General features: G+C 60.0%; 19 protein-coding genes. 11 read left to right on the plus strand and 8 right to left on the minus strand.

The window, feature by feature from the left end:
* Position 1 precedes the first annotated feature (1 nt).
* Complete coding sequence (locus IY73_RS04545) at positions 2 to 1,054, minus strand: ATP-binding cassette domain-containing protein (protein ID WP_053978949.1); 1,053 nt, start codon at positions 1,052 to 1,054, stop codon at positions 2 to 4.
* A gap of 495 nt (positions 1,055 to 1,549) precedes the next feature.
* On the opposite strand from IY73_RS04545, the gene IY73_RS04550 reads away from it, so the two are divergent.
* Entirely contained in the window at positions 1,550 to 2,125 is a 576-nt protein-coding gene (locus IY73_RS04550; RefSeq protein WP_053978950.1) for a PepSY domain-containing protein, read from the plus strand.
* A gap of 226 nt (positions 2,126 to 2,351) precedes the next feature.
* Here IY73_RS04550 and IY73_RS04555 read toward each other — a convergent pair whose 3' ends face one another.
* Positions 2,352 to 4,694, minus strand: coding sequence for a V-type ATP synthase subunit I domain-containing protein (locus tag IY73_RS04555; RefSeq protein WP_053978951.1), 2,343 nt, complete (start codon positions 4,692 to 4,694; stop codon positions 2,352 to 2,354).
* A gap of 623 nt (positions 4,695 to 5,317) precedes the next feature.
* On the minus strand, positions 5,318 to 6,580 hold the full coding sequence (locus IY73_RS04560; RefSeq protein WP_053978952.1) for a hypothetical protein: 1,263 nt from the start codon (positions 6,578 to 6,580) through the stop codon (positions 5,318 to 5,320).
* 568 nt (positions 6,581 to 7,148) lie between these two features.
* On the opposite strand from IY73_RS04560, the gene IY73_RS04565 reads away from it, so the two are divergent.
* A complete protein-coding gene (locus tag IY73_RS04565; RefSeq protein WP_148565057.1) occupies positions 7,149 to 8,504 on the plus strand; it encodes a hypothetical protein in 1,356 nt (451 codons plus the stop codon).
* 61 nt (positions 8,505 to 8,565) lie between these two features.
* Here the strand turns inward: IY73_RS04565 and IY73_RS04570 are convergent, their stop codons facing one another.
* Positions 8,566 to 9,714, minus strand: coding sequence for a glycoside hydrolase family 25 protein (locus IY73_RS04570; protein WP_053962053.1), 1,149 nt, complete (start codon positions 9,712 to 9,714; stop codon positions 8,566 to 8,568).
* Between the two features lie 118 nt (positions 9,715 to 9,832).
* Here IY73_RS04570 and IY73_RS04575 point away from each other — a divergent pair, with 118 nt between their 5' ends.
* Positions 9,833 to 11,695 carry a CocE/NonD family hydrolase gene (locus tag IY73_RS04575; protein WP_053978954.1) on the plus strand — a complete coding sequence of 621 codons (1,863 nt, stop codon included), beginning with the start codon at positions 9,833 to 9,835 and terminating at the stop codon, positions 11,693 to 11,695.
* Between the two features lie 228 nt (positions 11,696 to 11,923).
* On the plus strand, positions 11,924 to 12,238 hold the full coding sequence (locus IY73_RS04580) for a DUF4298 domain-containing protein (protein WP_053978955.1): 315 nt from the start codon (positions 11,924 to 11,926) through the stop codon (positions 12,236 to 12,238).
* A gap of 120 nt (positions 12,239 to 12,358) precedes the next feature.
* Here IY73_RS04580 and IY73_RS08420 read toward each other — a convergent pair whose 3' ends face one another.
* A complete protein-coding gene (locus IY73_RS08420; RefSeq protein WP_158408646.1) occupies positions 12,359 to 12,529 on the minus strand; it encodes a hypothetical protein in 171 nt (56 codons plus the stop codon).
* A 125-nt stretch (positions 12,530 to 12,654) separates the two neighbouring features.
* On the opposite strand from IY73_RS08420, the gene IY73_RS04585 reads away from it, so the two are divergent.
* Together IY73_RS04585 and IY73_RS04590 are read left to right on the plus strand one after the other, a co-directional pair.
* Positions 12,655 to 15,684: a leucine--tRNA ligase gene (locus IY73_RS04585; RefSeq protein ID WP_053978956.1), complete on the plus strand. Its 3,030-nt coding sequence runs from the start codon at positions 12,655 to 12,657 to the stop codon at positions 15,682 to 15,684.
* Between the two features lie 117 nt (positions 15,685 to 15,801).
* Entirely contained in the window at positions 15,802 to 16,140 is a 339-nt protein-coding gene (locus tag IY73_RS04590; protein ID WP_053978957.1) for a hypothetical protein, read from the plus strand.
* A gap of 60 nt (positions 16,141 to 16,200) precedes the next feature.
* Here IY73_RS04590 and IY73_RS04595 read toward each other — a convergent pair whose 3' ends face one another.
* The 3 genes from IY73_RS04595 to IY73_RS04605 all read right to left on the minus strand — a co-directional run bounded on the left by IY73_RS04595 (position 16,201) and on the right by IY73_RS04605 (position 18,629).
* Positions 16,201 to 16,602: a pirin-like C-terminal cupin domain-containing protein gene (locus IY73_RS04595; RefSeq protein ID WP_053978958.1), complete on the minus strand. Its 402-nt coding sequence runs from the start codon at positions 16,600 to 16,602 to the stop codon at positions 16,201 to 16,203.
* Positions 16,603 to 16,702: 100 nt separating this feature from the next.
* Positions 16,703 to 17,917 carry an acyltransferase family protein gene (locus tag IY73_RS04600; RefSeq protein ID WP_096334766.1) on the minus strand — a complete coding sequence of 405 codons (1,215 nt, stop codon included), beginning with the start codon at positions 17,915 to 17,917 and terminating at the stop codon, positions 16,703 to 16,705.
* A gap of 208 nt (positions 17,918 to 18,125) precedes the next feature.
* On the minus strand, positions 18,126 to 18,629 hold the full coding sequence (locus tag IY73_RS04605) for a ferritin (RefSeq protein WP_053978959.1): 504 nt from the start codon (positions 18,627 to 18,629) through the stop codon (positions 18,126 to 18,128).
* Between the two features lie 282 nt (positions 18,630 to 18,911).
* On the opposite strand from IY73_RS04605, the gene IY73_RS04610 reads away from it, so the two are divergent.
* From IY73_RS04610 to IY73_RS04630, 5 genes are all read left to right on the plus strand, one after another.
* Positions 18,912 to 19,712 carry an SDR family oxidoreductase gene (locus IY73_RS04610; protein WP_053978960.1) on the plus strand — a complete coding sequence of 267 codons (801 nt, stop codon included), beginning with the start codon at positions 18,912 to 18,914 and terminating at the stop codon, positions 19,710 to 19,712.
* 214 nt (positions 19,713 to 19,926) lie between these two features.
* Complete coding sequence (locus IY73_RS04615; protein WP_053978961.1) at positions 19,927 to 21,051, plus strand: alpha/beta hydrolase; 1,125 nt, start codon at positions 19,927 to 19,929, stop codon at positions 21,049 to 21,051.
* Positions 21,052 to 21,402: 351 nt separating this feature from the next.
* The gene (locus IY73_RS04620) at positions 21,403 to 23,175 is read left to right on the plus strand and encodes a hypothetical protein (protein ID WP_053978962.1); all 1,773 of its coding nucleotides are present in this window, start codon (positions 21,403 to 21,405) and stop codon (positions 23,173 to 23,175) included.
* A gap of 332 nt (positions 23,176 to 23,507) precedes the next feature.
* Positions 23,508 to 24,935 carry a metallophosphoesterase gene (locus IY73_RS04625; RefSeq protein ID WP_053962064.1) on the plus strand — a complete coding sequence of 476 codons (1,428 nt, stop codon included), beginning with the start codon at positions 23,508 to 23,510 and terminating at the stop codon, positions 24,933 to 24,935.
* Between the two features lie 164 nt (positions 24,936 to 25,099).
* A complete protein-coding gene (locus tag IY73_RS04630) occupies positions 25,100 to 26,824 on the plus strand; it encodes an FAD-dependent oxidoreductase (RefSeq protein ID WP_053978963.1) in 1,725 nt (574 codons plus the stop codon).
* Positions 26,825 to 26,982: the final 158 nt, after the last annotated feature.

Genomic DNA, 26,982 nt, shown 5'->3' on the forward strand with positions numbered 1-26,982 from the left:
ATTACTGTTCCTTTTCCCCCGTGTTTGTGGCGGCTTCGGATTCGACTTCAGCGTCCAGTGCCTGGGTTTCTGCAGCCTCCGCGGCATCCGGCTCTGCTTCTACCGCGGCGGCGGTCGCATTGGCGATGTTCACTGCGGATCTGGTGTTCCCGGTGCCGTGGGCGTTGGGGGGAACAGGCACTCTGCTGGCGTCGGTATAGGTGGCGCCGTGGCTATTGGTTGAGGTGGGCGGGACGTGCTCATCCGGTGCATCGTCCGTTCCTATGTTGAGTTCATGTTGGACGTTCTGTGCCTTCGACACCACCCACTTGCGGCTGATGCGCCCCAGGCGGGTTTCCCGCAACCCCGAGCGTTGTGGGGTGGCGTGGGCCCGGTCGGTAAACAGCGGGATGACCATGGCGTTGTCGAAGATTTCCTCCGGCGGAGGGTTGACAGAGTTGACGATCACCAGCATGTTTTGGGACAGCCGCTGCAGCGTATCGATGAGAACAATCCGGTCTGCGAGTTCGCGCACCTGCTCCAGGTCGTCCAGTACCAGCATCTGAATGTGCCCGCGGTGGGCGGGGTGCAGGGACAGGGCGATGCGGATAAGGAGGCGATCTAGTGTAGGGATTTGGCTGACGTAGAGGTCAAGGTCAGGCAGGGAGCGTTCACCGTAGACCGGGCCGAGGATGCGGTCCCGGTAGTTGTCGTCTACCCGGGCGACCCATTTTACCCAGCCGTGGCTCCAGGCGCGGTGCTCGTTGAGCACGTCGCGGACTTTTATGTTGCGGTCCAGTGCGTCGATGGAATCCACGCCGGCGATGGCGACGGATTGGCGGATGTGCTTCACTGTGGTGTGGCCAAACACCTCCAGGGTGCCCGCGGTGGGGCGCATGCGCCCCGAGAGGGTAAGGGCGAGGGCGGTGCGGCCGGAGCCGCCACGACCGGAGAGAAACACAAGTTTCTTGTCGGGGATCTCAAGGTCGAGGGGGCCGTAGACGGGGCCCTCTTCTCCTACGACGGAGATTCCGTGTGCGATCAGTGGCGTTTCGATCTGCTGATAGTCAGGCATGAGTACTCCTGGAGACCGGCATTTACGGCAGTGGTGCACTGTGCTACCGGGAGGGCAAGGCTTCGGTGGGGTGGACACCCTGGGGGTGGGTGGTGGCCCCGGTCCGGGCGCTTGCATGATGAGCGTGTCTCTTCGCGAGGCAGTGCGGCTGTACCGTATTGAGGTTGTGGATAGTCCAGTCAAGCGATTGGGCTATTGGGGGAGACACCCATTTGTAGGGGCGGGGCTTGTTCATACTTACAGCTCCCCGAAAGTGGGCACTCTTTACCACTAGCCTAGAAAAAATTCCGTCTGCTGGGTAGTTGACGGGATGACCAACTGCTGTGGACTCGTCACTCTAGATGTATCCTGCAGGAATAGAGGTGTTTTCTCGTGGAGGTTTCTGAAGACCGTTAAGCTGAGAATGACACAGTGTCCGTGTGGCGGGATCACCTCCCGTTACCAACCGGCCGCTGACCGCGCCCGGCAACCTCAAAGGAGTGTTTCTTGAACAAGATGACGAAGATCGCCGCACTACCGGTAGCTGCCCTCCTGGCTCTCGGGCTGGCTGGCTGCGGCGACGATAACAACAAGGATGCCACCACCAGTACCGTTACCGCCTCCGACGGCACCACGAAGACTGTGGTGTCGAAGGCTACTCTGGAGTCTGCGAAGAACGCTATCACCGCCGCTCAGAAGGCTCACCCGAACGGCAAGGTGATCGGCCTGGAGCGCAGCGACAAAGACCAGCGGTGGGAGGTCACTATCCTTAACCCGGCTAACCAGCTGGTTGAGGTGGATGTGGATTACACCGGCAAGGTGACCAACGCTAAGGCTGAGGTGGAAGCTCCCGACAGCGACGAGCAGCAGATTATTCGCTTGCTGGCGGACATTGAACTGCCGGATCTGGGCGATGTGATTGCTGACAATACTCCTAAGGGCGGCGTGATTGATTCTGTCGAGCTGGAGAATCGTGACGGCACCCTGGTGTGGGAGCTTGAGTACGACAACAAGGCCACCGGTAAGGACATGCTGACGGTGTGGGCTGACGCTGCTTCTGGCGCCGAGCTGGCCAGCGAGGCCGCTAAGTAGCGGACTGCACGTCAGCGGCTGCCGTATGGCATTAGTCTGCGTAGTGTACCTAGCCGTGTAGAGTACTTCGCCTACTGAGCGTTTCACTGCACTGGGCGGTCGAGGGCGGTCGACTGTATTGAGTGGCCAGCCGAAACTGATCAATAGACATAAAAGAAAGCCCCCGGGTTGTCCGGGGGCTTTCTTTTATGTGTTCGGGGTTGTGGGATGGACGTTGTGCCGGGTGTTAGCTGGCGAGGCCGTAGTCGGATTGGGTTCCGAGGCCGACACCGGGAAGCTTCTTGTTAGCGGCTTTCTTGGTGTCTTTCTTGGCCTTGTTGGTGGCCTTCTTGGCGTCCTTGGTGGCGTTTGCCTTGGCGTCCTCTTCGTTCCACAGGTCGACGCCGGGGATGTTGTCGTCTTCCTTGGTGTCGGAGGGGGCGGGACGTTCGTCCTTGGGGAGGTAGTCGGGGTCGTTTTCCTTAGTGACGCGTGGTGCCTTCTCGCCCTTGGGGCGGGTGGGGAGGACCAGGCCGAAGATGACGGCGATGCCCAACACGACCAGGCCGACCGGGATGGAGATGATCGGGACGATGGGGGTGAGGACAACAGCGAGCACTGCGGCGACTGCCAGGCCGAGGCCGATGGCGACCGGTGCGGCGAGCACCATGCCGACTGCGTAGAGCAGCACGATGACTACCACTGCCAGGACGGCGAAGAGGGCAAAGAACGGAATCCAGATCAGCGGGATGATCGCAATGCCCATACCCAGCAGGCCTGCCAGGATAATCAGTGCACCAAGGAGCGCGACTGGTACTCCAGCTACTAAAGCTCCAGTAAGGGAGAGTGTGATTCCGCTGATCATGAGAATGATACCAATGACAATGGCGGCTATACCTGCGAGGAACAGCAACGGTACGAAGATTGCTCCGATAGCAAGCACGATTCCACCGAGGAGCAGTCCGAGGCCGAGGAGCGGCAGGGCGAGCACGAGGTCGGTAATGACCGCGGTGGCGATGCCAGCCAGGGCGGAGAAGCCGAGGGAGGCGACTACTGCGACTACCGGAATGACGACCACGGTGAAGAGGGAGACGGTGACACCGATACGGAAGAGGTCACTCTTCCACATCTTGCTGGCGCGCATGCCGTTGATCCCGCGCTGCAGGGAGGGACCGATGAAGGGAAGCTGGCCGAGGTACCACTGCATGCTGTCCCAGAACCAGTCCATGTAGTCGCCAATGACGTTGAGGGGGTTCTTGGGGGCAACGTTGTCGCGAAGGTTCATGAGGGCGAGCTTGTCAGCAGCGGCTTTGCGCTCCTCCTCGCTCTTTTCGGCCTTCTTGGCAAGGTCCTTCTGGCGTTCGAGGGCGGAGTCGGCCTTGCCGTTTTCCTGCAGGGCCTTATCCTCGGCGTCGAGGTCACGCTTTCCGGGTTCGGGCATGCCCTTGACCGGGTGGGTGGGTCCGCGCCACAGCCAGACCAGGTAGGTCGCGATCGGGAAGATGGCGACGGCGAGGAGGCCGAGGAGGAAGCCGACCGGCACGGTGATGAGGGCAGAGCCGAAGAATACGACAGCGAAGATGGGGAGCCACAGCGGTGAGGTAATGGCCAGGCCGATAAGGATCGGGATAATGAAGACGGTGAAGCCGAGGCCGATGATGCCCAGTGAGATGAGCACTGGCAGCAGCGGCATGAGTCCGAAGATGACGGCGACCACACCGAAGACGATCAGCGCAATGGCGGGGGGGCCAGCAAGCGCTAAAATAGCGGTTGCAGCACCACCAGTACCCGTAATGACTCCAGCTTCCAGCGCGAGAGCAACCGCGCCAATGGAAATCATTGCGATGCCACCCAGTAGCCAGAACGGCATGAGGATGCCACTGAGCAGCAGGAAGATACCGCCGACTAGCGCGATCAGGAAGCCTGGTAGAACTCCCCAGGGGAAACCGAGGGCGAAGCCGAGGAAGAGCCCTGGGGAGGCGGCGATGGTGGCGAGCACGAAGGAGGTGGCTAGGCCGCCGATGATGCCGGCGGGTACGGTTACCAGCGCGAAGGGTGCGGCGATGAGGCTGAGGCCGAGTCCGATGCGCAGGTAGTCACTCTGCCAGGCGGGGCTGCCGCGGAAGTCTTTGACGAAGGGGATAAAGCTGAAGAGGCCAAGGAGTCCGTCTGCGGCTTTGCCTGCCCATTCAAAGATGACGGGGGCGGGCCCCTTCTCGTCGGGCTTTTGTCCTAGGTTGGGGAGCTCGAAGGGCGGGGCCGGGTTGTCGTAGACGAAGCCGTTGTCCTCGGGGTTCGGCTTGGGGGTGTCGTCCTTGCGGAGTTCGCCCAGTAGTACGTCGCGACCAGCAAGGGTGATGCCGTCTTGGAGGAATTTCAGAACATCGCTGGCTGGGGACGCCGGTGTGCGGGTGGAGTCCTGGCCGAGATCGATGGAGTGCAGCGCAGAGTCAACCACCTGCATGACGGGTGCGGTGGTGCTTGCGGATTCGGGGGTCGATGCGGGTGCTTCCGTGGCATTTGCTGCGCCAGCTCCGAGGCCGAGCGCGGCAAACACGGCAACCGCTGCCGCTGTGATCCGAGCTTTCATGGGCAAGCCATCCTGATCAATTAAGTGCAGATTTTCAACAATAACTTTACAGGTCAGAACCAATAATCGTAACCCGGTGATCGTACCGCTTCGGTAAATGCTGCGCGCTCATTCACGTGTTTATCACGTCGTGTTTGCCCGCCATTTGCGTCGGTGGGGGGAGAGAAATGGACCTTTATTTTGGTGATGTGTCCAAAACTCCTTTTCAGATGGCATTTCGTTATTTTTCTGTGATCTTGGAAACCTATTAATCTCGGATAATCAGCTAAGATGCCGATAAATTACGAACGGAAAAAATCACTAATTTTATGATCCAGATCACAAAATTATCGCGATGTTTTGCCATAGAGTTCCCCCACTGCCGTCACCTAGAGGCAAAAAAACACCCCCCAATTGGACGAATGCTCTTTTTCCCGGCTACCTCAGCGCGGCGCGTAAGTTAGTGAGCATTTGCCGGTAGCCCCAGATTCTTTCGGAGAAGAGGGCGTCGCACGGTAGCGCGGGCCGATCTTCCGGGGTAGCACCCTGTTATAGACGTGTGGCCCCGGTACTGGAGGTACCAGGGCCACACGGAGTGAGGTTATGAATTTAACGTGCGAAGGGGTATGCGCAGTGCGTAACTGCTAGGCCGCGAGGGAGAAGTCCGACTGAGCGGCAGCAGCCCAGGGGTTAGCCGGGGCGGCCTTCTTCTCGTCAGCCTTCTTGGCTTCGGGAGCAGGAGCAGGAGCCGGAGCCGGGGCGGGCTTGGGGCCCTTGTCGGCAGCCTTCTTGTCCTTGTCAGCAGGCTTGGCTTCGTTTCCGGGCTTCTTTTCGTTGGCTGGGCGGGTGGGACCCTGGATGGCCCAGACGATGAAGGCGGCCGGAATCATGGCGATACCAGCGATCAGCGCAACCACCATGAGAACCGGAGTGGCGACGATGAAGGTGAGTCCACCAGCCACTGCACCGGCGATGAGGCCGGCAATGACCGCGGGGATGATCATGACGACAACACCGGCGATGGTGAGTAGGACTGCACCCACAAAGCCACCAACGATGAGGCCAATGCCGGGGCCCATACCGAGCAATACGAACGGGGACAGGAGAACGAGAATGCCACCGATCACGACCATGGGGATACCGACTGGTGTCGCCATGGCACCGAGCACGATGAGGGCAATGCCGCCACCAAGGAAGAGCATGGCAAAGATGAGGGCGAGGAGGGCGGTGCCGCCACCAGAGAGTAGACCAGCGCCGAAGGCGAAGAAGCCGGCGGCGAGGCCACCGAAGAGGCCGATACCGAGAACTGGGACAGCGGTAACTACGAACGCGATGACGGCGACAACGACACCAGCAGCCAGGCCGAGAGCTACGCCGGCGAGCGGGCTAAGCGGGGCGAGGAAAATTCCTACGGTGAGGAGGACGCGGGTAATGTCGTTGGTCCACGGGTCACTGCCGCGCAATGCGCTGACGGGGGTTGAAATAGCTTTGCCAATACCTGGAATTCCTCCCAGGGTGTCCTGGATTCCCTTCCAGAAGCCGTCGAATTGGTCGCCAATGCCATTGAGGTCGGACTTATCGGACTTCTTGTTGGCGTCGTCACCCTTTTCGGTGAGGGAGCCAACAACGGAGGGAAGGTGAATGCTCTGCGCACTGGCAGGCTGCAGAACGTCGCGACCCACGAGGGCGAGGCTATCAGCCATGAACTTCAGCACGTCCTGGGTGGACGGGAGGAGGGGGCTGGCAGGTGCTTCCGGAGTTTGGAGATCGACCGTAGGCATATCAAGGGTGATTCCGGCAATGGAGGGCGACTGCTCGGCGGGGGCTTCGGCGGCGTTAGCGGCGCCGGCACCCAGGCCTAGAGCAGCAGCGAGGCACACCAGACCGGCTGCAATACGTGTCTTCACACTACTTTCCTAACAGGTGCCTCTGGCTTGTGAGCCAAGAGGGAAATGACATCTGTAGCCGAACGAACTACAGACCAGGCTCAGGCCCCAGTGTTACATGTAGGCGCTGCCCGTGAGTGTTATGTGAATATACTCCCAATATCCAATCACAGTGTTCCTGGCTAGTTACCAATAATAGGCGAAGTTATGCAGGTCATCGCGAGTATTTAAATAGTCTTTCTAGGGCAGCTCAGTGAGTTTGTCGTGGGGGAGGGCGTACTGACTCCTCTTTTCCAAGGTCACGAGCAGAAGCAATCAAGAAAAGACACGCCGAGTGTGATAAAGATCACATTAAGTTATGGTCTAGCCAACTAAGAAAAGCCTGATAGTATGCCTTACTTAAGTAAGGCTACCCTTACTTTTATGGAGAAAACTACAGTACAGCCCATATTTCTTGTCAACCAGCATTCCATCAGCAGATGAACCCGTCACCCCCCAGCTTTAAAACGACAGATAAACAATGCTTAAATAGCCCCGGACGATAGACAACCCCGCAAGGGCCACCCGGCACACGTCCCCGCCGGAGGAAATGACGATATCCACCCTTGCCCCACACTGCCGCCACTCTGCGAACATTTCGGAGAAACGCGACGTGACCATCGACCTCCACCACCTCCGCCACAGCTCCCACCAGCTGTGCCACGCCTACCGCACCTTCCACCTCGACACCCTCCCCGGCGGCCCAGACAATGGACCCCTCACCGACACCCTCCCCGCCACCAGCAGCCACCTCCCCAGCCTGCACACCCTCGCCCGGCAGCTCGACCACCTCGGCAGCTCCCCCGTCGGCCTCACCGCACTGGCCGACTGGCACCTGCGCGAAACCCACTGCCTCATGATGGCCCTCGACCACACCAGCACCGCCATCTGCCACACCGAAGACGACATCCGCGACGTCCTCACCCGCACCTACCACTACTACGCCCGCGAAAACGACCACCACCTACCCATCCACGTCTCCGAAACAGGAATCGGTGGCGGCATCTACACCAACGACGCCCGCTACTTCCCCACCTTCGCCGGATGCACCCAAGGCGGCCACCCCTCCCCCACACCCGAAGTGCTCGGCCGGCCCCTCCGCGACGTCGCCGCCGCCTTCCTCGACCTCGACCGCCACACCTTCTGCCCCCACATCCGCACCTGGCAAGGCAGCGCCGCCACCCTGGGCACCCTCGCCTACGGTATCCACATGGCTGCCACCGGTGTGCGCCTGGCTGATATCCCCGGCACCTACACCTTCACCCTCGGCCTCCACATGCACCGCTGGGCAGACTCACTCGCCCTGCTAGCGCACCATGCCGAGCAGGTTGCGCTCCGGCTCAGCCACTTCGCCAGCACCTGCCTGCGCGCCCGCACCGCCCTCGCAGATGCCGCCATGCAGCAGCGTCTCGACGAAGCCCTACCCGCGCTCGGCGCCGCAGGACGAATCGCACCACATGGGTACACGCAACAGGCCGACGCCATCCTCACCGACATCTACAACCCTGGCCTGGAGGCCACCTCCCTGGGAGACTGCGGCGCCCCCATGCCCATCCGCACCCTCTGCCCTACCGGCTGCCAAGATGCCGTACTAGAATGGCCCGCCACCCCCATCTACCAGCCGGAACTCGTCATCCCCGAAATGTTCGCCCTACCCGATAACGCCGGTGGCCACTACGCGGCTCTGCCGCAGCGCACCAGTGTTGAACACCGGTATGGTGACGGCGGCCAGCTCGGCGCCAACGCCGTAGAATACGACAACCGGCGCGACAGCGGCGATGGCGACAGCGTATCCAGTGACAGCGCTACCGCACCCGCGCCGGTGCTGAACCCGCAGGAAATATTCCGGCCCCTCGACGACCTCACCGCCTCCACCTACTGGATGCGGCTCGGCAACGGGTTTTAAGCATCACGAAAAGTGACAACTCCAGCACCCGCACACTCGCAAAGCGTGCGACCGTGCCAGGCTACGTGCTCGGCAACGAAGGTAGCGGCTCAGGGCGCACCGAATACTGGTAGAGCTCGACCGGGTCCACGCCGGTGGGCGCTTGGTAGAGCGGTGCAGCTGGGCGTCCGGCTTTCGCCTGACGGAGTGCCTTCTCGAGGTAATCGGGGTCTACCTGCCACTTTCCGTGAACAGAAATGGTGGGCACGGTGGGCACAGTCTTTTGGCGCAGGCTGAACGCGGCCAGGCTAACGTAGCCGCCGTTGAATCTGTTCAGGTCAACTGCAGTGTTGACGCCCGGTACCCGCCCCCAACTGGAGTACTGCCAGATGTTCCAGTTACGCCAGCCGCCGGGAAGGGGCTGGGTGGGTTCGGTGCCGCCGTTGTAGTCGGCGATCCACAGGGGAGCAAAGCTGAACAATGGCGTGTTACGCATGGCGGTGCGCCAAAAGTAAGGGTAGGTGTACACCATGGTGTTGGTGGCACAACGCAGGTTAAGGGTGGTCATGAAGACGGCAGTCCAGCCTTGCAGGAGGATTGGGTGTAGGCCACCAGTTTCTTCAAGGTCGAGGACGGGCGGCATTTCCAGAAAACGCTTTTGGCACTTGATGGTGTCGGCGTAATGGAGGGCCTGCTTGATGGGGTCTTGGTTGGGGCGCGCGTAGTGGTAGCTGCCCACGATCATGCCGGCCAGGTGGGCCTCGTCGCGGTTCTGCTCGAAGAAGGGGTTGACGTAGCCGGTGCCTTCGGTGGCTTTGATGATGGCGAAGCTGTAGCCGCCGAAGCGAACTTTGAGCCAGTTGATGCGCTCCCCGAAGGGGTGTTGGTGGCTGGCGACGTCGATGCCTTTGGGAGTGAGGTCAATGGCGTAGGCGGGGCTGACGGAGGCAATGCTGGTGGCGACGAGGGAGAGGGCGGCGCCGGCGAGGCCAAGTTTGGCGGCTTTGCTGCTGGTGTTGTGCAGGTAGCTGCGAGCGTTGCGGCCGCCCCTGGTGCTGCCATGTGTGGTGCTGCCGTGGGTGGTGGTACCGCTGGGGCAGGTGCGGCGGTGTGTGCGTACAGAGATACGTTGGGGGGTGACGGGCCCCTGGGGGATGGTGGCGTGTGTGGTGAGGCAAGTAGCGCCGGAAGCGGTGAGCATCCCATCATTGTTGTTGCTGGTGTTACCCATTTTTCCAGTGTAATGCCATGTAGTGTTTTCGACTACTTAAACTGACCAGCGCTTTCGTGACTCAAAATAGTCGAACGACACGTCGCATAGGGCAGAAGGCTTCCCTAAAATAGGAGCCATGCGTGCAACACCTCAAACCTTCACTACCGCCACCCTTGCCAGCGCCGCCGCCCTCACCCTCGCGGTCGGGCTGCTACCCGCCACCGCCGGGGCAGCCCCCTCTGCCGCCGGGGCCGCTCCCGCCACTACGCCCGGCGCCTCCCGCGCCGCTACCCGCGCTGTCACTGGCCCCGCCGCCGTCACCAGCACACCCCCCACCGTGCGCACCGAAAAACCCCGCACCGTCCCCTGGAACAGCACAGCCGAATGGATCGAAGCGTACTTCCGCACCCCAGACGGCACCATCCTGCACGCCGACATCCTCCGCCCCAAAAACCTCCCCAAAGGCGCCCGCATCCCGGTCATCATGACCGTCAGCCCCTACACCAACCACCTCACCGACCAGGGATACCTGGGAACCCTCAACGGCACCACGCCGGAATTCGGCCGCCCCACCCAACCCTCCCCCCGCTTCCAGGACCTCATCGACGGCGCCCACCTGCTGGAGCGCGGCTACGCCTTCGTGCAGGTCGACACCCGCGGCACCGGCGGCTCCACCGGCTGCCTCGACTACGGCGGACCGGGCGAACAACAAGACGTCTCCGCCGCCGTCCGCTGGGCCGCCGCCCAACCCTGGTCCACCGGCAAAGTCGGCCTCTACGGCAAGTCCTATGACGGCGGAACCGGCCTCGCCGGCGCCGCCAACGCACCCAAAGGCCTCGCCGCCGTCGTCTCCCAAGAACCCATCTTCGACCCCTACACCTACATCTTCCACAACCGAGTGCCCTACTATAACGCCCTCTTCATGGGCACCTGGTACGGGCAGATCGCCGCCACCCCCGGCCGCCCCTTCAACGACACCCCCTACTACCTGCGCAACAGCCTCTACGAGTTTGCCCACCCGCACTGCGTCATCGATAACTCCCGCAACCAATACAGCCCCGACCCCAACGGCCCCTACTGGTCACAGCGCACAATCGTTGCCAAGGCCAACAAGAGCCCCGTCCCCCTCTTCATCACCCAAGGCTTCATCGAAGACAACACCCGCCCCGACGGGCTACAAACCCTCCTCCAGAACCGGAAAGCCCCCACCCGCGGGTGGCTCGGCATGTGGAACCACATCCGCGGCAACGACACGGACGAGAACGGCACCCCCAAGATCGGCCGGCACGGCTTCTTCACCGAGGTGATGGACTTCTACGACCACTACGTGAAGGGCACCCCCTCCAAGGGACACCCCAACTTCATCATCCACACCAACACCGGCTGGCGCTCCCAAGCCGCCTGGCCCCAGCAGGTACGCCAACTACAGCTGGACGGCCCCCGCGGCCTCATCACCGATGACGGCCTAGCCGTCGGCGCCGCCACCACCACCGGCGGCGGGGCACTGCCCGCCAACGTCGCCGCCCGCGCCAACATGAAGAACGGCATCTGGAGCGTCTACCCCGCCCAGCGGCAAGACCTCCGCATCGAAGGCCGTATGGACCTCCGCATCATGCTCTCCACCCTGGATAAGGGGCTGAACGTCATCGCGGACCTCTACGACATTGCCCCCAACGGTAAAGCCATGCTCATCACCCGCGGCGCCACCCCCGTCACCGCCGGCCAAAAACAAACAACCTTCCGCACCTTCCCCACCGACTGGACCCTCCGCAAGGGCCACCGGCTGGCACTGCGCCTCGTCAACACCAACGTGGAGGTATACGCGCACGTCCCCACCGGCGGGAAAGTACAGATCATGCGCACATGGCTGACGGTCCCGGTGGGCGGCGGACAGACCGCACCCACCTACGGCGGCACACCCGCCTACTGGAAGACCTATGTGGAGAAGGCCGGCTACTACCCCGGCATCGTCCCCACTATGACCGTCCGCCAACACTAAGGAGAGGCTGCCTTTCTTATTGGTGGCAGCTACCCCTATTTCTGTTGCTCCACACATAGTGTTACTCCACACACATGGGGAAGAGAAACAAGAAGATACGGGAGAAAAACACCAATCATGGTGGAGAGGGCAGCTGGTTTTCATTCTAGTATGAGGTTTAACTGGTGTAGTCCGTGGAGGTGCGGGCCTCTTGCCTGTAGCTCTGTACTTTAGCGAAAGATAAGGATTATGGACGATAAAAAGCTGCTTGCCCGTATAGAAGAAATGGAATCGATTCTTAACCGCCTTACGACACTACTGAGCGAAGCTGACGGTCTTCTCACTAAGGTTGAGGGTGCCGTACCCTCCTATGAAAAAATAAAGGAGTATTACTGTGGTCCTCTTCAAAGAGAGGACGTTGAGGCTTACGATGCGGGGAAAATCCCGCCAGACGTGCCATGCGGAATCCTCTCTGAAGATGCCATCTATGACCTGTTCTTTGAGTATCAGAACACCGCGATACACATGCTTGAATTAGCCACTACGATGGTGAAAACCGCCTGATCGCACAGCAGTCACAGCGGCTGGAGTAAAAACCACTTGTGATGGTCAACCTTTAAGTGACTATGTTGTGTCGGCTATACCCAAAAAGAATAAAGAATATGGCCGACACAACGTTGACTACTACTTATTTTTGAGCAGTGCGGTAAGAGGTAGACCCTTGAGCATGCGGATGGTGAGGTTGTGGTAGATGATGCCACGGAGCGCTTTGCTAGTCGTAGTAGCTACCTCCACCGGCCCCACTCCACCCGCTGCATGCCGCTCACCGGCCTCGATGTGCATCTTTTCCCCCACAGCGCCTATCCTGGAAGCAACACTATGCAGCGAAATCTGCGCTCCACGCCAACCTGCGTCCCCACTTCCGCACTTCGCTGCGTGCGCACCTTTCACCTGTAGCCTCACCCCAGGAGAAGCACATCGTGTCGGAGAACATCGAAATCGGCCCCGCCTACCGCTACGGCGCCAAGCTGGCCGCCCAGATTGAACCCCGCTGGCAAAAAGAATGGCAAAAACGCCACAGCTTTGAAGCCCCCAACCCAGTAGGGGATCTCGCCCCCGCCAACAGCTCCGACGTTCCCGCCGACAAACTCTTCGTGCAGGACATGTTCCCCTACCCCTCCGGCGCTGGTCTGCACGTCGGCCACCCGCTGGGCTACATCGCCACCGACGTCTTCGCCCGCTACAACCGTATGCTGGGACACAACGTCCTCCACACCCTCGGCTACGACGCCTTCGGCCTTCCCGCCGAACAGTACGCTGTCCAAACTGGCACCCACCCGCGCACTACCACTGAAGCCAACATCCAGAACATGGAACGGCAGCTCGGCCGTCTGGGCCTCGGCCATGACAAGCGCCGCGCCTTTGCCACCACCAACGTGGATTACTACCGCTGGACCCAATGGATCTTCCTGCAGGTCTACAACTCCTGGTATGACACCGAAGCCACCAACGCCACCGGTAGCCAAGGCAAAGCCCGCCCCATAGCCGAACTCATCGCCGCCTACGAAGACGGCACCCGTCCCCTGGCCGGCGTATGCGACGGCAAGTATGAGGGACGCACCTGGGCCGACCTGGATGAGACGGAGCGCGCCGACGTTATCGACTCGCAGCGCCTGGTGTACCGCAGCAACAGCGCCGTCAACTGGTGTCCCGGCCTGGGCACCGTACTGGCTAACGAAGAAGTGACCGCCGAGGGTAAGTCCGAGCGCGGTAACTTCCCCGTGTTCCGCAAAAACCTCAGCCAGTGGATGATGCGCATTACCGCTTACTCTGACCGCCTTATCGACGACCTTGCGGCCCTCGACTGGCCAGACAAGGTCAAAGCTATGCAGCGCAACTGGATTGGCCGCTCCCAGGGCGCATATGTGGACTTCACCATCTCCACTGAACGGCAGCAGGGCAACCCCATCACCGTTTTCACCACCCGCCCCGACACCCTTTTCGGCGCCACCTACATGGTGCTCGCCCCCGAGCACAGCCTGGTCGACCTCATTCTTGCCCCCTCTTGGCCAGCCGCCCTCACCACTGGTGAGGACATCCCCGACTCCTGGAAGGGTGACGATGGCAGTGGCAACCCTTGCGAAAGCCCCGCCGACGCCGTCCGCAACTACCGCCTGGCCATTGCTGCCAAGTCCGATCTGGAACGCCAGGAAAACAAGGAAAAGACCGGCGTCTTTACCGGCGCCTACGCCGTCAACCCCCTCAACAACAAGCACATCCCCATCTTCATCGCCGACTATGTGCTCACCGGTTACGGCACCGGCGCCATCATGGCCGTACCCGCCCACGACACCCGCGACTTCGAATTCGCCAGCAAGTTCGGCATTTCCATCATCGACGTGGTGGACGGCGGCGAACACGACGAGAACGGCGTCCTCACCGAGGCCTACATCGGTGACGGCACCCTCATCAACTCCAGCCGCGAAGGTGGCCTGGACATCAACGGCCTCACCATCGCTGACGCCAAAGCCGCCACCATCGCCTACTTGGAGGAAACCGGATCCGGTGCCGGCACCATCCAATACAAACTGCGTGACTGGCTCTTCGCCCGCCAACGCTACTGGGGCGAACCGTTCCCCATTGTCTATGACGAAGACGGCTTGGCCCACGCTCTCCCGGAAAGCATGCTCCCCATCGAGCTGCCCGAAGTGGAGGACTACAAACCCGTCAGCTTCGCCCCCGACGATGCCGACTCCGTTCCCAGCCCGCCGCTCGCCAAAGCCACCGAGTGGGTTACCGTCGAACTCGACCTGGGTGATGGCCTCAAAACCTACACCCGCGACACCAACGTCATGCCCCAGTGGGCCGGCTCGTCTTGGTACCAGCTGCGCTATATCGACCCCATCAACGAGGATCTCTTCTGCGACATCCGCAACGAAGAATACTGGGTGGGCCCCCGTAAAGAACAGTATGGCGACCAGGACCTGGGCGGCGTTGATCTCTACGTGGGTGGCGTAGAACACGCCGTGCTGCACCTACTCTACAGCCGCTTCTGGCACAAAGTTCTCTTCGACCTGGGCTACCTGAGCTCTGCCGAACCGTACCGTAAGCTCTTCAACCAGGGCTACATCCAGGCCTTCGCCTACACCGACGAGCGCGGCACCTACGTGCCCGCCGCCGAAGTGGAGGAACGCGACGGCCGCTACATTTGGACCCCCACCGAAGCGTCCCAGCTGATCGCCCAAAACTGCGGCGTGGCCGTGGGCGAGGAGCTGGAGGTCAACCGCGAATACGGCAAGATGGGCAAGTCCCTCAAGAATGCCGTCAGCCCCGACGAAATCTGCGACGCCTACGGTGCCGATACCCTGCGCGTCTACGAGATGAGCATGGGCCCGCTCGACCAGTCCCGCCCCTGGGCCACCAAAGACGTTGTTGGTGCCCACCGCTTCCTGCAGCGCGTCTGGCGTCTGGCCGTCAACGAGGACACCGGCGAGCTTACCACCACCTCGGTGGAGTTGGACGATGAGGCCACCAAGCAGCTGCATCGCACCGTAGCCGCCGTTCGCGAGGAGTACAGCAACCTGCGCGACAATACCGCTATTGCCAAGCTCATCGAATACACCAACTTCCTCACCAAGAGGTACGGTGGCGCCAAGGGGCTGGACGGCGTTCCGCAGGCTGCTGTGGAGCCGCTGGTGCTTATGCTCGCCCCCGTCGCCCCGCACATCTGCGAAGAACTGTGGGAGCGCCTGGGACATGATGAGTCCTTGGCCCATGCCGCCTTCCCCACCTTCGATGAGAAGTGGTTGGTGGACGACTCCGTGGAGATTCCGGTGCAGGTGAACGGCAAGGTCCGCGCCCATATCCAGGTGCCGGTGGATGCCGACCGCAACACCCTGCAGTCCCTTGCTCTCGCTGATGAGAAGGTGGTGGAGCTGTTGGGTGGCCAGGAGCCTGTGAAGGTTATTGCTGTCCCCGGCCGCATGGTGAACCTGGTGGTGAAGGGCTAGCCGGCTACCGTCACCTATATTCTTGCTATTCGGGGCACCCCCGGCTTGCTATGCTGGGGTGTTCCTGTCTCTAGCTCCCGTCGCCGCGGGAATGCCCATAGACACTGAGGAGTACCAATGAAGACGACGTCCGTGAGTGCCGCTCTGCTGGCTATCGCCCTGGGTGCCACCTGCCTGGCAGGATGCAGCAACAACGATGACGCTGCCGTTACTAGCACACAGACCACCTCCACGACCCTCACCGTTACCAGCACGGTGGAGAAGAAGACCGAGGTGAAGAAGGACAAGGACGGCAAGGTTGAGGAAAAGAACGTAGTGGTTCGCACATCGTCTTCCACTTCGGCCCCCACCAGTACGAAAGCCACCAAGACTAGCCAGAAGCCGGCCCCCACTAGCACCTCCGATGGTCCGGTGCTGGTGCCTGGTAATGAAGACGGCCCCGTCGTCGGATACTAAGCCCGCCGCGCTGCGCTACTGAGAGAGCGCGCCGCCGCCCCACCCACACGTTCACTTGTGTTATACCCCTTGGGGTTCCTTGCCGCGGTACACCCGCAGTCCGTCCGCCGGTACCTGGCCCATCCGGCCGGCCTGGAAATCCTCAATGGCCTGCGCCAACTCGGCGCGGGAGTTCATCACGAACGGGCCCCACTGGGCGACTGGCTCGCCGATGGGCTGGCCGCCCAGCAGTAGTAGCTCCAGATTGGGGGAGTGGCCGTCCTGCAGTTCATCGGTGCGGGCCACGATGCGGTCGCCGGTACCAAGTACCGCCAGCTGGCCCTTATAGATGGGTTGGGCGGTGCCGTCAGCCCCTGCGGGGCCAATGCTGCCATGGCCGGACAGCACGTAGACGAGTGCGTTGTAGCTGGGGTTCCAGGGGATGTCCATTTCTGCGCTGGGGTGGAGGGTGGCGTGGGCCATGGTGATGGGGCTACGGGTGTTGCCTGGGCCTCGTCTGCATCTGCTGCTGTGTCTCCACACGCGTCCCCGAGTACACCTGTGCATGCGCTGGTGACTGGGCCTACCCCCGTACTTTGGGCCGTGCCCAATTCTTCATGATCGGCTTATCCACATAGGTGTAGATGAGTCCAGACACCACCACGGACACCACAAACGCCAGTGCACTAAAGCCCAGCCACCCGGCCCAACCGTAGCTCTTGCCACCAATGAAGGTGTGTGTCACCCACACCATCACCGGATACTGCACCATATAGAAGGCGAAAGACACATTACCCAGCCACACATTCGCCTTGCTGCCTAGGAAGACAGTCCTGCCCTCCACGTCCCGGCGCGCCAATGTAGCAATGCACAAGGCGGTAGGCAGCAGGAACAGTACCGACATCTTGAAGTTGATGGGCACAAACCAGGTGGCGGCGTAGGACGCAGCCAGCAGCAAGGCCGGCCACCAGATCCTGGTATTGCGCCACCAGCCGGACAGCACTAGCTTGCAGGCCAGCACACCCAGCCAGAACTCGCCAAAGCGGGCCAGCGGGAAGTAGTAGCTCAGCCAGTAGCTGGGGTAGTAGGCGATGTGCTCGCGCTGGAACCAGCTGGGGTCCGAGTTGGCAGGGTAGAAGGGGCTGGTGGTGGTGTCCAGAATACGCACCGAGAAAGCGTTGTGGATACCCTTCGGACCATCCGTAAAGAGGTAGAAGCAGACGTGCATCACCACCAGTGCTACCAGGATGCTGGCGAAGGCAATGAGTAGTTGTTTATTCGTCCGTAGCTTCTCCACCAGCGGTTTCAGTAAGGGGAAGGAGAAGTAGAAGAGCATCTCTGAGCACAGCGACCACGCCGGCACATTCAGTGCACCCAGATACGTCCACTGCGGGTTCCAGGTGTGGACCAGCAGTACCTCCGGCAGCCAGGTGATGAGCCGGCTGAATGGCACCGCCACCAGTGTCATCAGTATGAGGGTGGAGAGCCAGTGGGTGGGGAAGATTTTGAGGATGCGGCGGCGGTAGAAGAGGAGGGGGGTGTCGTCGCTGCGGGAGGAGTAGTAGATGATGAACCCGGACAGCAGGAAGAAGAAGGTGACGCCCAGCGATCCCAACTGCATGGGGATGGCTTTGTGGAGGGTAACGAAGGCTTCCGTCCGCTGGAAGGGGTAGACGGGGAGGAAGATGACGCAGTGCAGAATGAACACTGCCAGCGCGGCATACCAGCGGGCGCCCGTGAGGGAGGGGAGGGCAGGGCGGCGTGCGCCGGGCGCGAATAGGGGCGTGGCTGGTTGCATAGCGCTCATCCTACCGGTGGCCTGCGGATACACGAAAGCTCTTCCGGGCAGATGGAAGAGCTTTCGTGTATTCCGTGAGGACGATGGCGCAGCTGGTGAATGTCACAGTGGTGTGGCATACCGGTGTGCGGTGTGGTGGGGCGCCGTGGCGGGCTAGAGGCCACGAGCGGTAGGCTGCCGTGCCGGTGGTGATAAGCGCGGGTAGGGGTTAGTTGGTGGCGCTGCCGGCGATTTCGCGGGCGACCCAGTTTTCCACCTCGAAGACGGTGGCACCTTTGGATTCGACGATGGTGAGGAGACGGTTGAAGTAGGCCTCTTCTTCGAGCTGCTCGTCAACGAACTTCTTAATGAAGGATTCGCCGGGGAAGTCGTAGGAGTCGCGGGCGACGCGGGCGAGCTTGTCGATCTTGGCGGTGACGAACTGTTCCTGCTTGAGGGCTTCGCGGACCGGCTCGACGATGCCGTCGAAGTCGTTGCGGACGGCTGGGACGGCGGGAACGTCGGGCTTGATGTTGGCGTCTTGCAGATACTGGATCATCTGCATGGCGTGGTCGTATTCCTCGTCGGCGTGGGTTTTGAAGACGCCGGCCATTTGGGGCATGTCGAGGTTATCATAGTGGATGAACATGGCCAGGTACTGGTTGGAAGAGGCCAGTTCGTGTTCGATCTGCTCTTGCAGCAGCTTGTGGAATTCAGAGTTAGCTTTGGTCATACCCCTATACAACCCTTTCCCTTATCTTTTTACAAGCAATGTAAGGCTAAACTTATAACTAGTGGTAGAGCTTTCACTAGCAGAGATAGGGGGACGAGTCCCGCGGAAATCGTCGACAGCGACAACGACAGCGCTAACACCAACGACAGCGCTAACACCAACGACAGCGCTAACACCAACGACAGCGCCAGCGCTAACGACAGCAACAACTACAGCGTTAGCGAAATCTACAGAGAAAAGAAGGGGAGTAACGCATTGCAGAGCGGAACCGATAAAGAGGGTATGACACAAAAAACCGTATTTGTTTCTGGTGCCGGACGTGGCATCGGCCGCGACATCGCTGAGCGATTCGCCAAGGAAGGCTACCTTGTCGGTGCCTACACCCGCTCGGGACATTTCGAGTGGGGCCAGAATGATCCCAACGTTGTGCAAGGCAAAATGGACTCCTCAGATCCTGAGGACTACAAGCGCGCCATTGAAGACTTCATGAAGCACACCGATGGCCGCCTCGACATTCTCATCAATAATGCCGGCGTCGCCGTCATCGGTGAATTTGAAACCCAGAAGTTCGAAGACGAAAAGCGCCTCTTCGACGTCAACGTTATGGGCTACATCAACGGCATCCACGCCGCCCTGCCCTACCTCAAGAACACCCCCGGTGCCCAGATCGTCAACATCTCCTCCGCCGCCTCCTTCGTCGGCACTCCGGACCTGGCCGTCTACTCCGCCGCCAAGTTCGCCATCCGTGGCCTCACCGAAGCCCTCGATATTGAATTCATGAAGTATGGCATCCGCATCATCGATGTGAACCCGCTCTTCGTCAAGACCGACATGGTGGAGAAGGAACTCGAAAAGGGCTACACCATCCCCATCCTCAAAACCCTCGGCCTCAAGCTCACCGTCAGCGACGTTACCGACGTCGTATGGACCGCCACTCGCCCAGAGAAGCAGAAGAGTTCGCGTCTCCACTGGGCCGTTGGCAAACAGGCCCGCGCCCTCAGCCACCAACACTTCCTGCCCAACGCTGCGCCGCGCGCCCTCACCCGTGCCATGGCAAAGCGTAACGCTAAAAAGGGCCACTAAGAGTTGAAACCTCGTTCGTAACAAATATTCTTCACCCCCTCAGCCGCTATCCCTGGCTGAGGGGGTGAATGCAACTGACGGTAACCTCCATAACACATTCTGGACAAAAGATTAATATGAGCTAATAAAGCACATCTCCCTAAACCTGTGCTCTTGTTAACGCAGCACGCGGTGATGCCGCTTTCCCACTATTCACAGAGATAGGACTACTCCCATGCGGAATCGCATTCTCTCCGGCGCACTTGCCATGGTGTCCGTAGCTGCCATCAGCTTTGGTACCGTCAGCACTGCCGCCGCCGCACCCTCATACACCCCGTACCCGCATCAGCTTCACGGTATGGTGGCGTCCAACGCCAAGGTGACGGACGGCTACTTCACCTCCGCCAGCTCCACGCACCCCAAGATCTACTACAAGTACAACACCGTGGCGAAGCCCAAGGCCGCCATCGTCGTTGTCCACGGTCTGGCAGAACACTCCGGGCGCTACGACTATCTCACCTACCGCCTTAACCTTGCTGGTTTCTCCGTCTATCGCATGGACCATCGCGGCCACGGTAAGTCTGCCGAACCCTACACCAAGACCCAAAAGGGCAATGTCAACTCCTTCGACTACCTCATTGACGACATCCACCATGTTCTCATGACCGCCAAGGCCCAGAATAAGGGCAAGAAGGTCTTCGTTCTCGGCCATTCCATGGGTGCCTTCGCCACCCAGATGCTAGAAACTAAGTACCCTAACGATATGGACGGCACCATCACTAACGGTGGTGGCATCGGTTGGAACCCCTACGGTAAGAACACTTTGCAGCCCAAAGTCATTACCCCCAAGGGTTTGCCGGCAGCGAACACTAAGCTGGATCCCACCATCTCCGAAAAGCTCCCCCTCTCCAGCATCCTCGGCTTCAAGGGTGTGCTGCCTTCCGTGCTAACCGAGGAGCAGACCCGTAAGGCCGAATCTGCTAGCCCGGATGCTCTCGCCAAGATTGAGATCCCGAACAGCCTCGCCTCCGGCGTCTGCTCCGACCCCAAGGTCACCGAGGACTACCAGAAGGACCCACTGAACGCCAAGAGCTTCAGCGCCTCCACCGCCGTACAGATGATCGACGGCATCATCTATGCCACCTACAACGCCAAGGCCTACACCCGCCCCACCCTCATCATGCACGGCCAGAAGGATGGCCTCGTGCCCTCCGCGCTGTCCGTCAACTGGGCTAACGCCATTGGTTCCAAGGACAAGGAATTCGTGTTCTGGGCAGGCCTCATGCACGAAACCATGAACGAAGTAGTGCGCGACCAGGTGATCGACTACGTCATCAACTGGGTGAATCGCCACCTCTAAACCCGCCGACGGGACCCGTCGCCTTCTCCTCTGGTGGCGGACCTGCCCCCGATGCGCTAACCGCATAACGTCACTACTGCCCCGGTTCGTCAGAATCGGGGCAGTAGTCTATCTACAAAGTATTACTACAGTGACGGCGTTCCGAGAACTTCTGAACACCCATTTTGAACAGTTATATTGGACGGTTGACCTTATAAAAATGCAGTTCAGAAGGTTATAAACAGATGAACAACACAAAAAATACTGTCGCAAACCTTTAACGAAAAAGTCCCCTAGATCTACACTTGCAACGTATATCTCTGGTGTATACACCCCTTAACGCTCCCCACCTCTCCCGAAAGGAAAGCGCCCGTGTCCCGCTGCGCCACGACAATCGTGTCTTTGGTGACAGCAGTAGCACTCGCAGCCCCTGCAGTAACTGCCCCGGCTCCCGCCGCAGCCACTACCGCACCCGCACTCCAATCCAGCGCCGCTGCGCAGAATGCCTACTGCGAAACATCCGACGACCTCACCCTCGGCGGAATATTTAACCTCACCGTCGACGCCCTCTCCGGCACCTTTGCTGGCAACCCTGAACAACAACAAAAGTTCGAGGACAACGCCCGCACATACGGTGCCAAGCTCGGTAACGTGGAGATCAATCGACTCCTCGTCAACACTCCCTCCTCCCAAATCGGTGGACCCTCCCGCGAGGTAGACGACCACGTCGTCAACCTCGTCGTCAGCACCATCATGAAGGGCCACAACAACGGGTGGAATGACACCATCCAGCTGAAGAACATCACCCTCAACGAAGCCATCGAAAGCGTCCTCACCCTCCTCTACTTCGGCGGCATCCCCGTCGAACTATGGGGAAAGGTCATGCCCGACGTCCTCACCGTCAGCTTCCTCCACATCTTCAGCGTCTCCCCACTCACCATCCCCAAACTCACCGCCAAGTACGCCCCCACAGCCATTCAAAAAATCGGCGGATTCGTACAGGAACAACTCCAGAACCGGTGCATCAACACCAAGCCCTCCGGTTCCACCCCGCACGTCTACAACCACAACCCCAAGCCCATCAAGAACCCCAACACGTTCCCCGGAAAGCAAGCCACCGACATCCAAAAGATTGTTGACGGCCTCAGCGTAGCCAGCGAAACCTGCCGGCCGCTCAGCGAATACACCCTCCGCGAAATCTCCACCGAGGTCATCGACGGCATGGGCAAGCAAGTACGCCCCGAATTCCAGGGCCTCTTCAGCCTCGCCACCAAGGTCTACCTCGACCAACTCAACACCATCAAGGTCAACAAGGGCACCATCCCCATGCGATCCGACCAGGTTGGCGGCATAATCGAACTCATCGACGATCCCACCGTTACCTATGTCTTCACCGTCGCCACCTCCCCCTTCGACGGGCGAGCCTGGCAGTGGATGCCCGCCGGTAACCTCACAGTCGAAAACGGCATGAACATCTACACGCTCACCGCCGACATCGCCGAGAAAATCACCTCCATCATGTGGAAACTCCTTGTACAAGGCCTGGGCGACAAAACTATCACTGCCGCTGTACAGCTGGTCGTACCCGCCTTCAAGGACATCGCCTGCTACCCCACCCAAATTCCCGGTAAAGTCGCCGGTGCAGTCGCCGGTAAAGTCGCCGGTGCGGTGGGCGGTTCTGTCGTTCCCATCGTCGGCAGCTTCATCGCTGACAAACTCGTCAGCACCATCGTGGAGAAGCAGTTCAGCCCCATTACCACCATCTGCGGCATAATCTACAGCATCATCGGTGGCCCCGAATGGGAGCTCAACCTCGTCCCCAACGTTGTCCCGCTACTCTTCTTCTACCCCGATTACATCCACCCGGTGGTTCATGGAGTCACCCGCTCCCTCTGCCTCACCCGGGATGCTGGCAAGCCCACCAAGTGGCGTCGCAGCCCTGACATGATCGAAGAGGATGCCAACCTCGCTGAACAACGCGGCACCTATACCCTTCCTGCCGACATGTACTTCCAGGTACCCGTCGTCGGATGGACTATTCCTCGCCCCCTCAAACGCGAGGAAAAGTGGAAGAAACACGACAAGGACGTCCCTCAACGTCCCCGCATCTTCGATAATCCCCAGGCACAACCCGCCAAGAACTAGCGAAAATCTTAGGGTTGCCACACCCTGGAAGTACGTACGCTGACGCCCAAACCGCCCTCCCCTACCCGTCAGGAGGGCGGTTTCTGGGTATCCTGCCCACCGAGGACTACCAGAAGGATCCTCTCAACACGAAAAACTTCAGAGCCTCCACCGCTCAACACCCCTCATAATAAAAACTCCATAAACATACCCACTCCGCCGCTTCCGCGTCGGTTCGTAGCTACGTGAGAAGCATTGGGCTGCTGAATAAAAAGTATGACAAGGGGAATACACCTACAAAAAGTTTTCTCAGTAGCTTGGCAGAAAGAGACAGTTACCTTAGTGTCCAAAACGTGACTTCTTATACCCGCAGGCATTTCCTCACCGGTGCCGGAGCAACTCTTCTTTCCGCTGCACTTCCCGCTTTCGGAGAGACTCCAGCCTCCGCCACCACCATTAACGACGCTGCTCTGCCACCCGCACCTGTCGCGCATGCGAACCCTCCTGTGGCGAGCACGACAGCACCTGACGAAGCCTACACCGTCACCGATCTCGAAATACCAACGGTCACCCCCACCTCCATCACCTTTTCTTGGAGCGTCTACCGCACCCCCCACACCCCACATCTTTTCCCCAATGAACGGCGTGCTTCCGACGCCGAAGTGTGGCTCTCTGACAAAACCACCGGACCGCTCACCCGCGTGCACCAGTCCTACTCGCGAACCGGTCTACACTTCGTTACCATCACTGGGCTTCGCCCGAACACCACCTACCGGTTTGAGTGTCGTTCCCTCGGTAGGGTGGCTACCCCCGGGCTCTGGTTCACCATCCGCAACAAAGAGCCAGAAACCCAAGGCAAGGTTCACACCTTGTCCCGCCCTGGTGGACGCTACCTACATTCCATGGCTATCTCCAACGACATTCATCTCGGTAAAAAAGGTCACTCCGTCACCACAGAACCTTGGCCCGAAGCGATGATCATGGGGATGCTCTCCGATGTTAAACGTCGCGGCATCGACCGCATCTATATCAACGGAGACCTCTGCGACAACGGTAGCCTTGCTGAAGCCAGACGCCTCAAAGAACTCTTGGACACCTTTGGTCAGTACCACAAAAACTACTTCCTTACCCGTGGAAATCACGACGGTTATGCTGCTCTCACCGATCCCCTCAACTACTCGCAGGATAAAGACCCCATTGCGGCAGTCTTCCCCCATCTTGCCCCGCAACACGCCTGGATAGTACGCGACCACGGGTTCCGTGTTCTCGGTATCGACACTTCCTACCCAGGGCTTACCGGCGGACACATCACCAGCCAGCAGTTCACCCAGATTGAAAAACTGCTCGCAGCAGATCCCTACCGCCCCACCATCGTCATGGCGCACCACCCCGTTACCGAAGCAGCCGCTCGCTCCGATATGCGCCCCAATATTGTGAATGCAAAAGACGCCCTCCAGCTTCAACAGCTCTTCCAGAAGGCTCCAGGTGTATTTTTCATGGCAGCAGGGCACACTCACCGCGCCCACCGCGATGCCCCTGATCTCCCAGGCGGCCCACAGTTCGCCCAGCTCGGCGCAGCAGGCCCCTATCCAGGCGGGTATGCCATTCTAGACTTCTATGAAGGCGGCTACACCGTCACATTCCACCGCACCGCTACCGCCACCGCCCTCGCTCAAACTGCTTTCAACCGCTACAAGAGCGGCTACGAAAAATACGGCGAGCACAGCGTCGGTCTCCTCGCTGACCGCTGCTTCACAGTGAAACGAACGCTCACAAACTAAGAAAGAGACAAGACAACACTAAAAACTACGCGAAAAAACTAGTGTGTCTAAAAACAATGCCGGTTTCCCATTCAAGGCGTCTCAGCTGCCCGTATAGTTTCCGTTAGTGGCTCATTAACCGAGCAGGCTTTTCCCCTACTCTCACACAAAGGTTGTGATATCGCATGGATAAAGATTATGACGTCGTCGTAGTTGGATCCGGTGCAGCAGGCCTCAGCGCAGCGCTCACCGCAGCCAAGCGCGGATTTAAAGTCCTCCTTGCTGAAAAATCCGACAAGTGGGGCGGCTCCACCGCTAAATCTGCAGGCATGGTGTGGGTTCCCGGTAACAAGCAGCTCCAACGTGTGGGCGGCAATGACAACAAGGAACTCGGACGCCAATATATGAAGGCCTGCGTCGGCGACTGCACTTCCGACGAAATGATTGATTCCTTCCTGGACAACGGTGAGAAAGCCATGGACTTCCTCTCCGCCAACTGCCCCGGCCTCATCTGGCGCCGCATGGACGGCTACCCCGACTACTGGCTTGATGCCCCTGGCGCACAACCCACCGGCCGTGGCGTAGAAGCCGGTCCCTTCGACGCCAACCTCCTGGGCAAGTGGAAGGATAACCAGGTCGGAGCCTACTTCAAGCCGGCCATCCCAATGGACCTCAACTCCTTCGACTCCGCCGACATCCTGCTCTTCATGTCGCATTGGAAGCCCTACTTGCGCCTCGCCAAACTGGCCCTCCGCAACATCCCCAACATCGTCTTCGGCAAGACTCCCCGCACCATGGGTGCTGGCCTCACCGCCTCCATCATGCACTCCTGCCTGCGCGCCGGCGTCGACGTCCACATGGAAACCGCCCTCAAGGACATCGTCATGACCGGCAACAAAGTCACCGGCGCCATCTTCGAACAGAACGGCAAGGAGATCACCGTCAACGCCAAGCACGGTGTCATCCTGGGCTGCGGCGGCTTCGAGCGCAACGATGAAATGCGCAAGAAATACCAGCGGCACCCCATCAACGGCACCTGGACCGTAGGCGCCGAAGGCAACACCGGTGACGGCATCAACATCGGACTGAAGTATGGCGCCGCCATAGACAACATGGCCGACGCCATCTGGTCTCCCGTCATCCAGCTGCCCAAGGCCAAGATGTGGACCGCCATCGTCGTCGACGACGAAGAACGCTTCATCGTCCCTGACCGCTCCGTCCCCCACACCCTCATCGTCAACAGCGACGGCAACCGCTTCATGAACGAAGCCCTGCCGTACTGCACCGCCGGCCAAGGCCTCTATGGCGGCAAGTTCGGCAAGGGTGACGGCCCGGCCGACAACATGCCCGCCTGGCTGATCTTCGACACCCAATGCCGCAACAAGTACGCCTTCGCCTACGGCTATATGCCACGCATCCCGCTGCCGAAGGAATTCTTCACATCCGGCGCCATGATCAAGGCCGCTACCCTGGAAGAACTGGCCAGCAAGATCAACGTGCCGATCGACCAGCTGAAGAAAACTGTCAACACCTTCAACAGCTACGCCAAGACCGGCATCGACGAAGACTTCCACCGTGGTGAAAACGAACACGACTGGTTCTACGGAGACCGCTACCACAAGCCCAACCCGTCCCTGGGCACCGTGGAGAAGGGCCCCTTCTACGCCACCCAGGTCTACCCCGGTGATATCGGAACCTCCGGCGGCCTCGTCATCAACACCAAGGCAGAAGTAACTCGTGAAGACGGTTCCGTTATCGAAGGTCTCTACGCCGCCGGTAATACCACCAAGTCCATCGTCGGCCACACCTACACCGCTGGTGGCACCTCCATCGGTGCAGCCCTGGTGTTCGGCCACGTCGCCGCAAACACCCTCGCCGAAAAAGCCGGCCTCGAGATGGTTGCCCACTAACCGCACAAGGTAGCAACCCCCCTCCGGGAATCCCAACCTGGAACAAGGGCACCATCACCTGCGTCATCGCGCACCACAAGGTGGTCTGCAGTGCACCCGCACAGCAGACCACCTTGCTGTATACAACCACAAAAATTCCGTCCGCATGCTGCGGTAGC

It is taken from the genome of Lawsonella clevelandensis, assembly GCF_001293125.1.
Classification (GTDB): Bacteria; Actinomycetota; Actinomycetes; order Mycobacteriales; family Mycobacteriaceae; genus Lawsonella; species Lawsonella clevelandensis.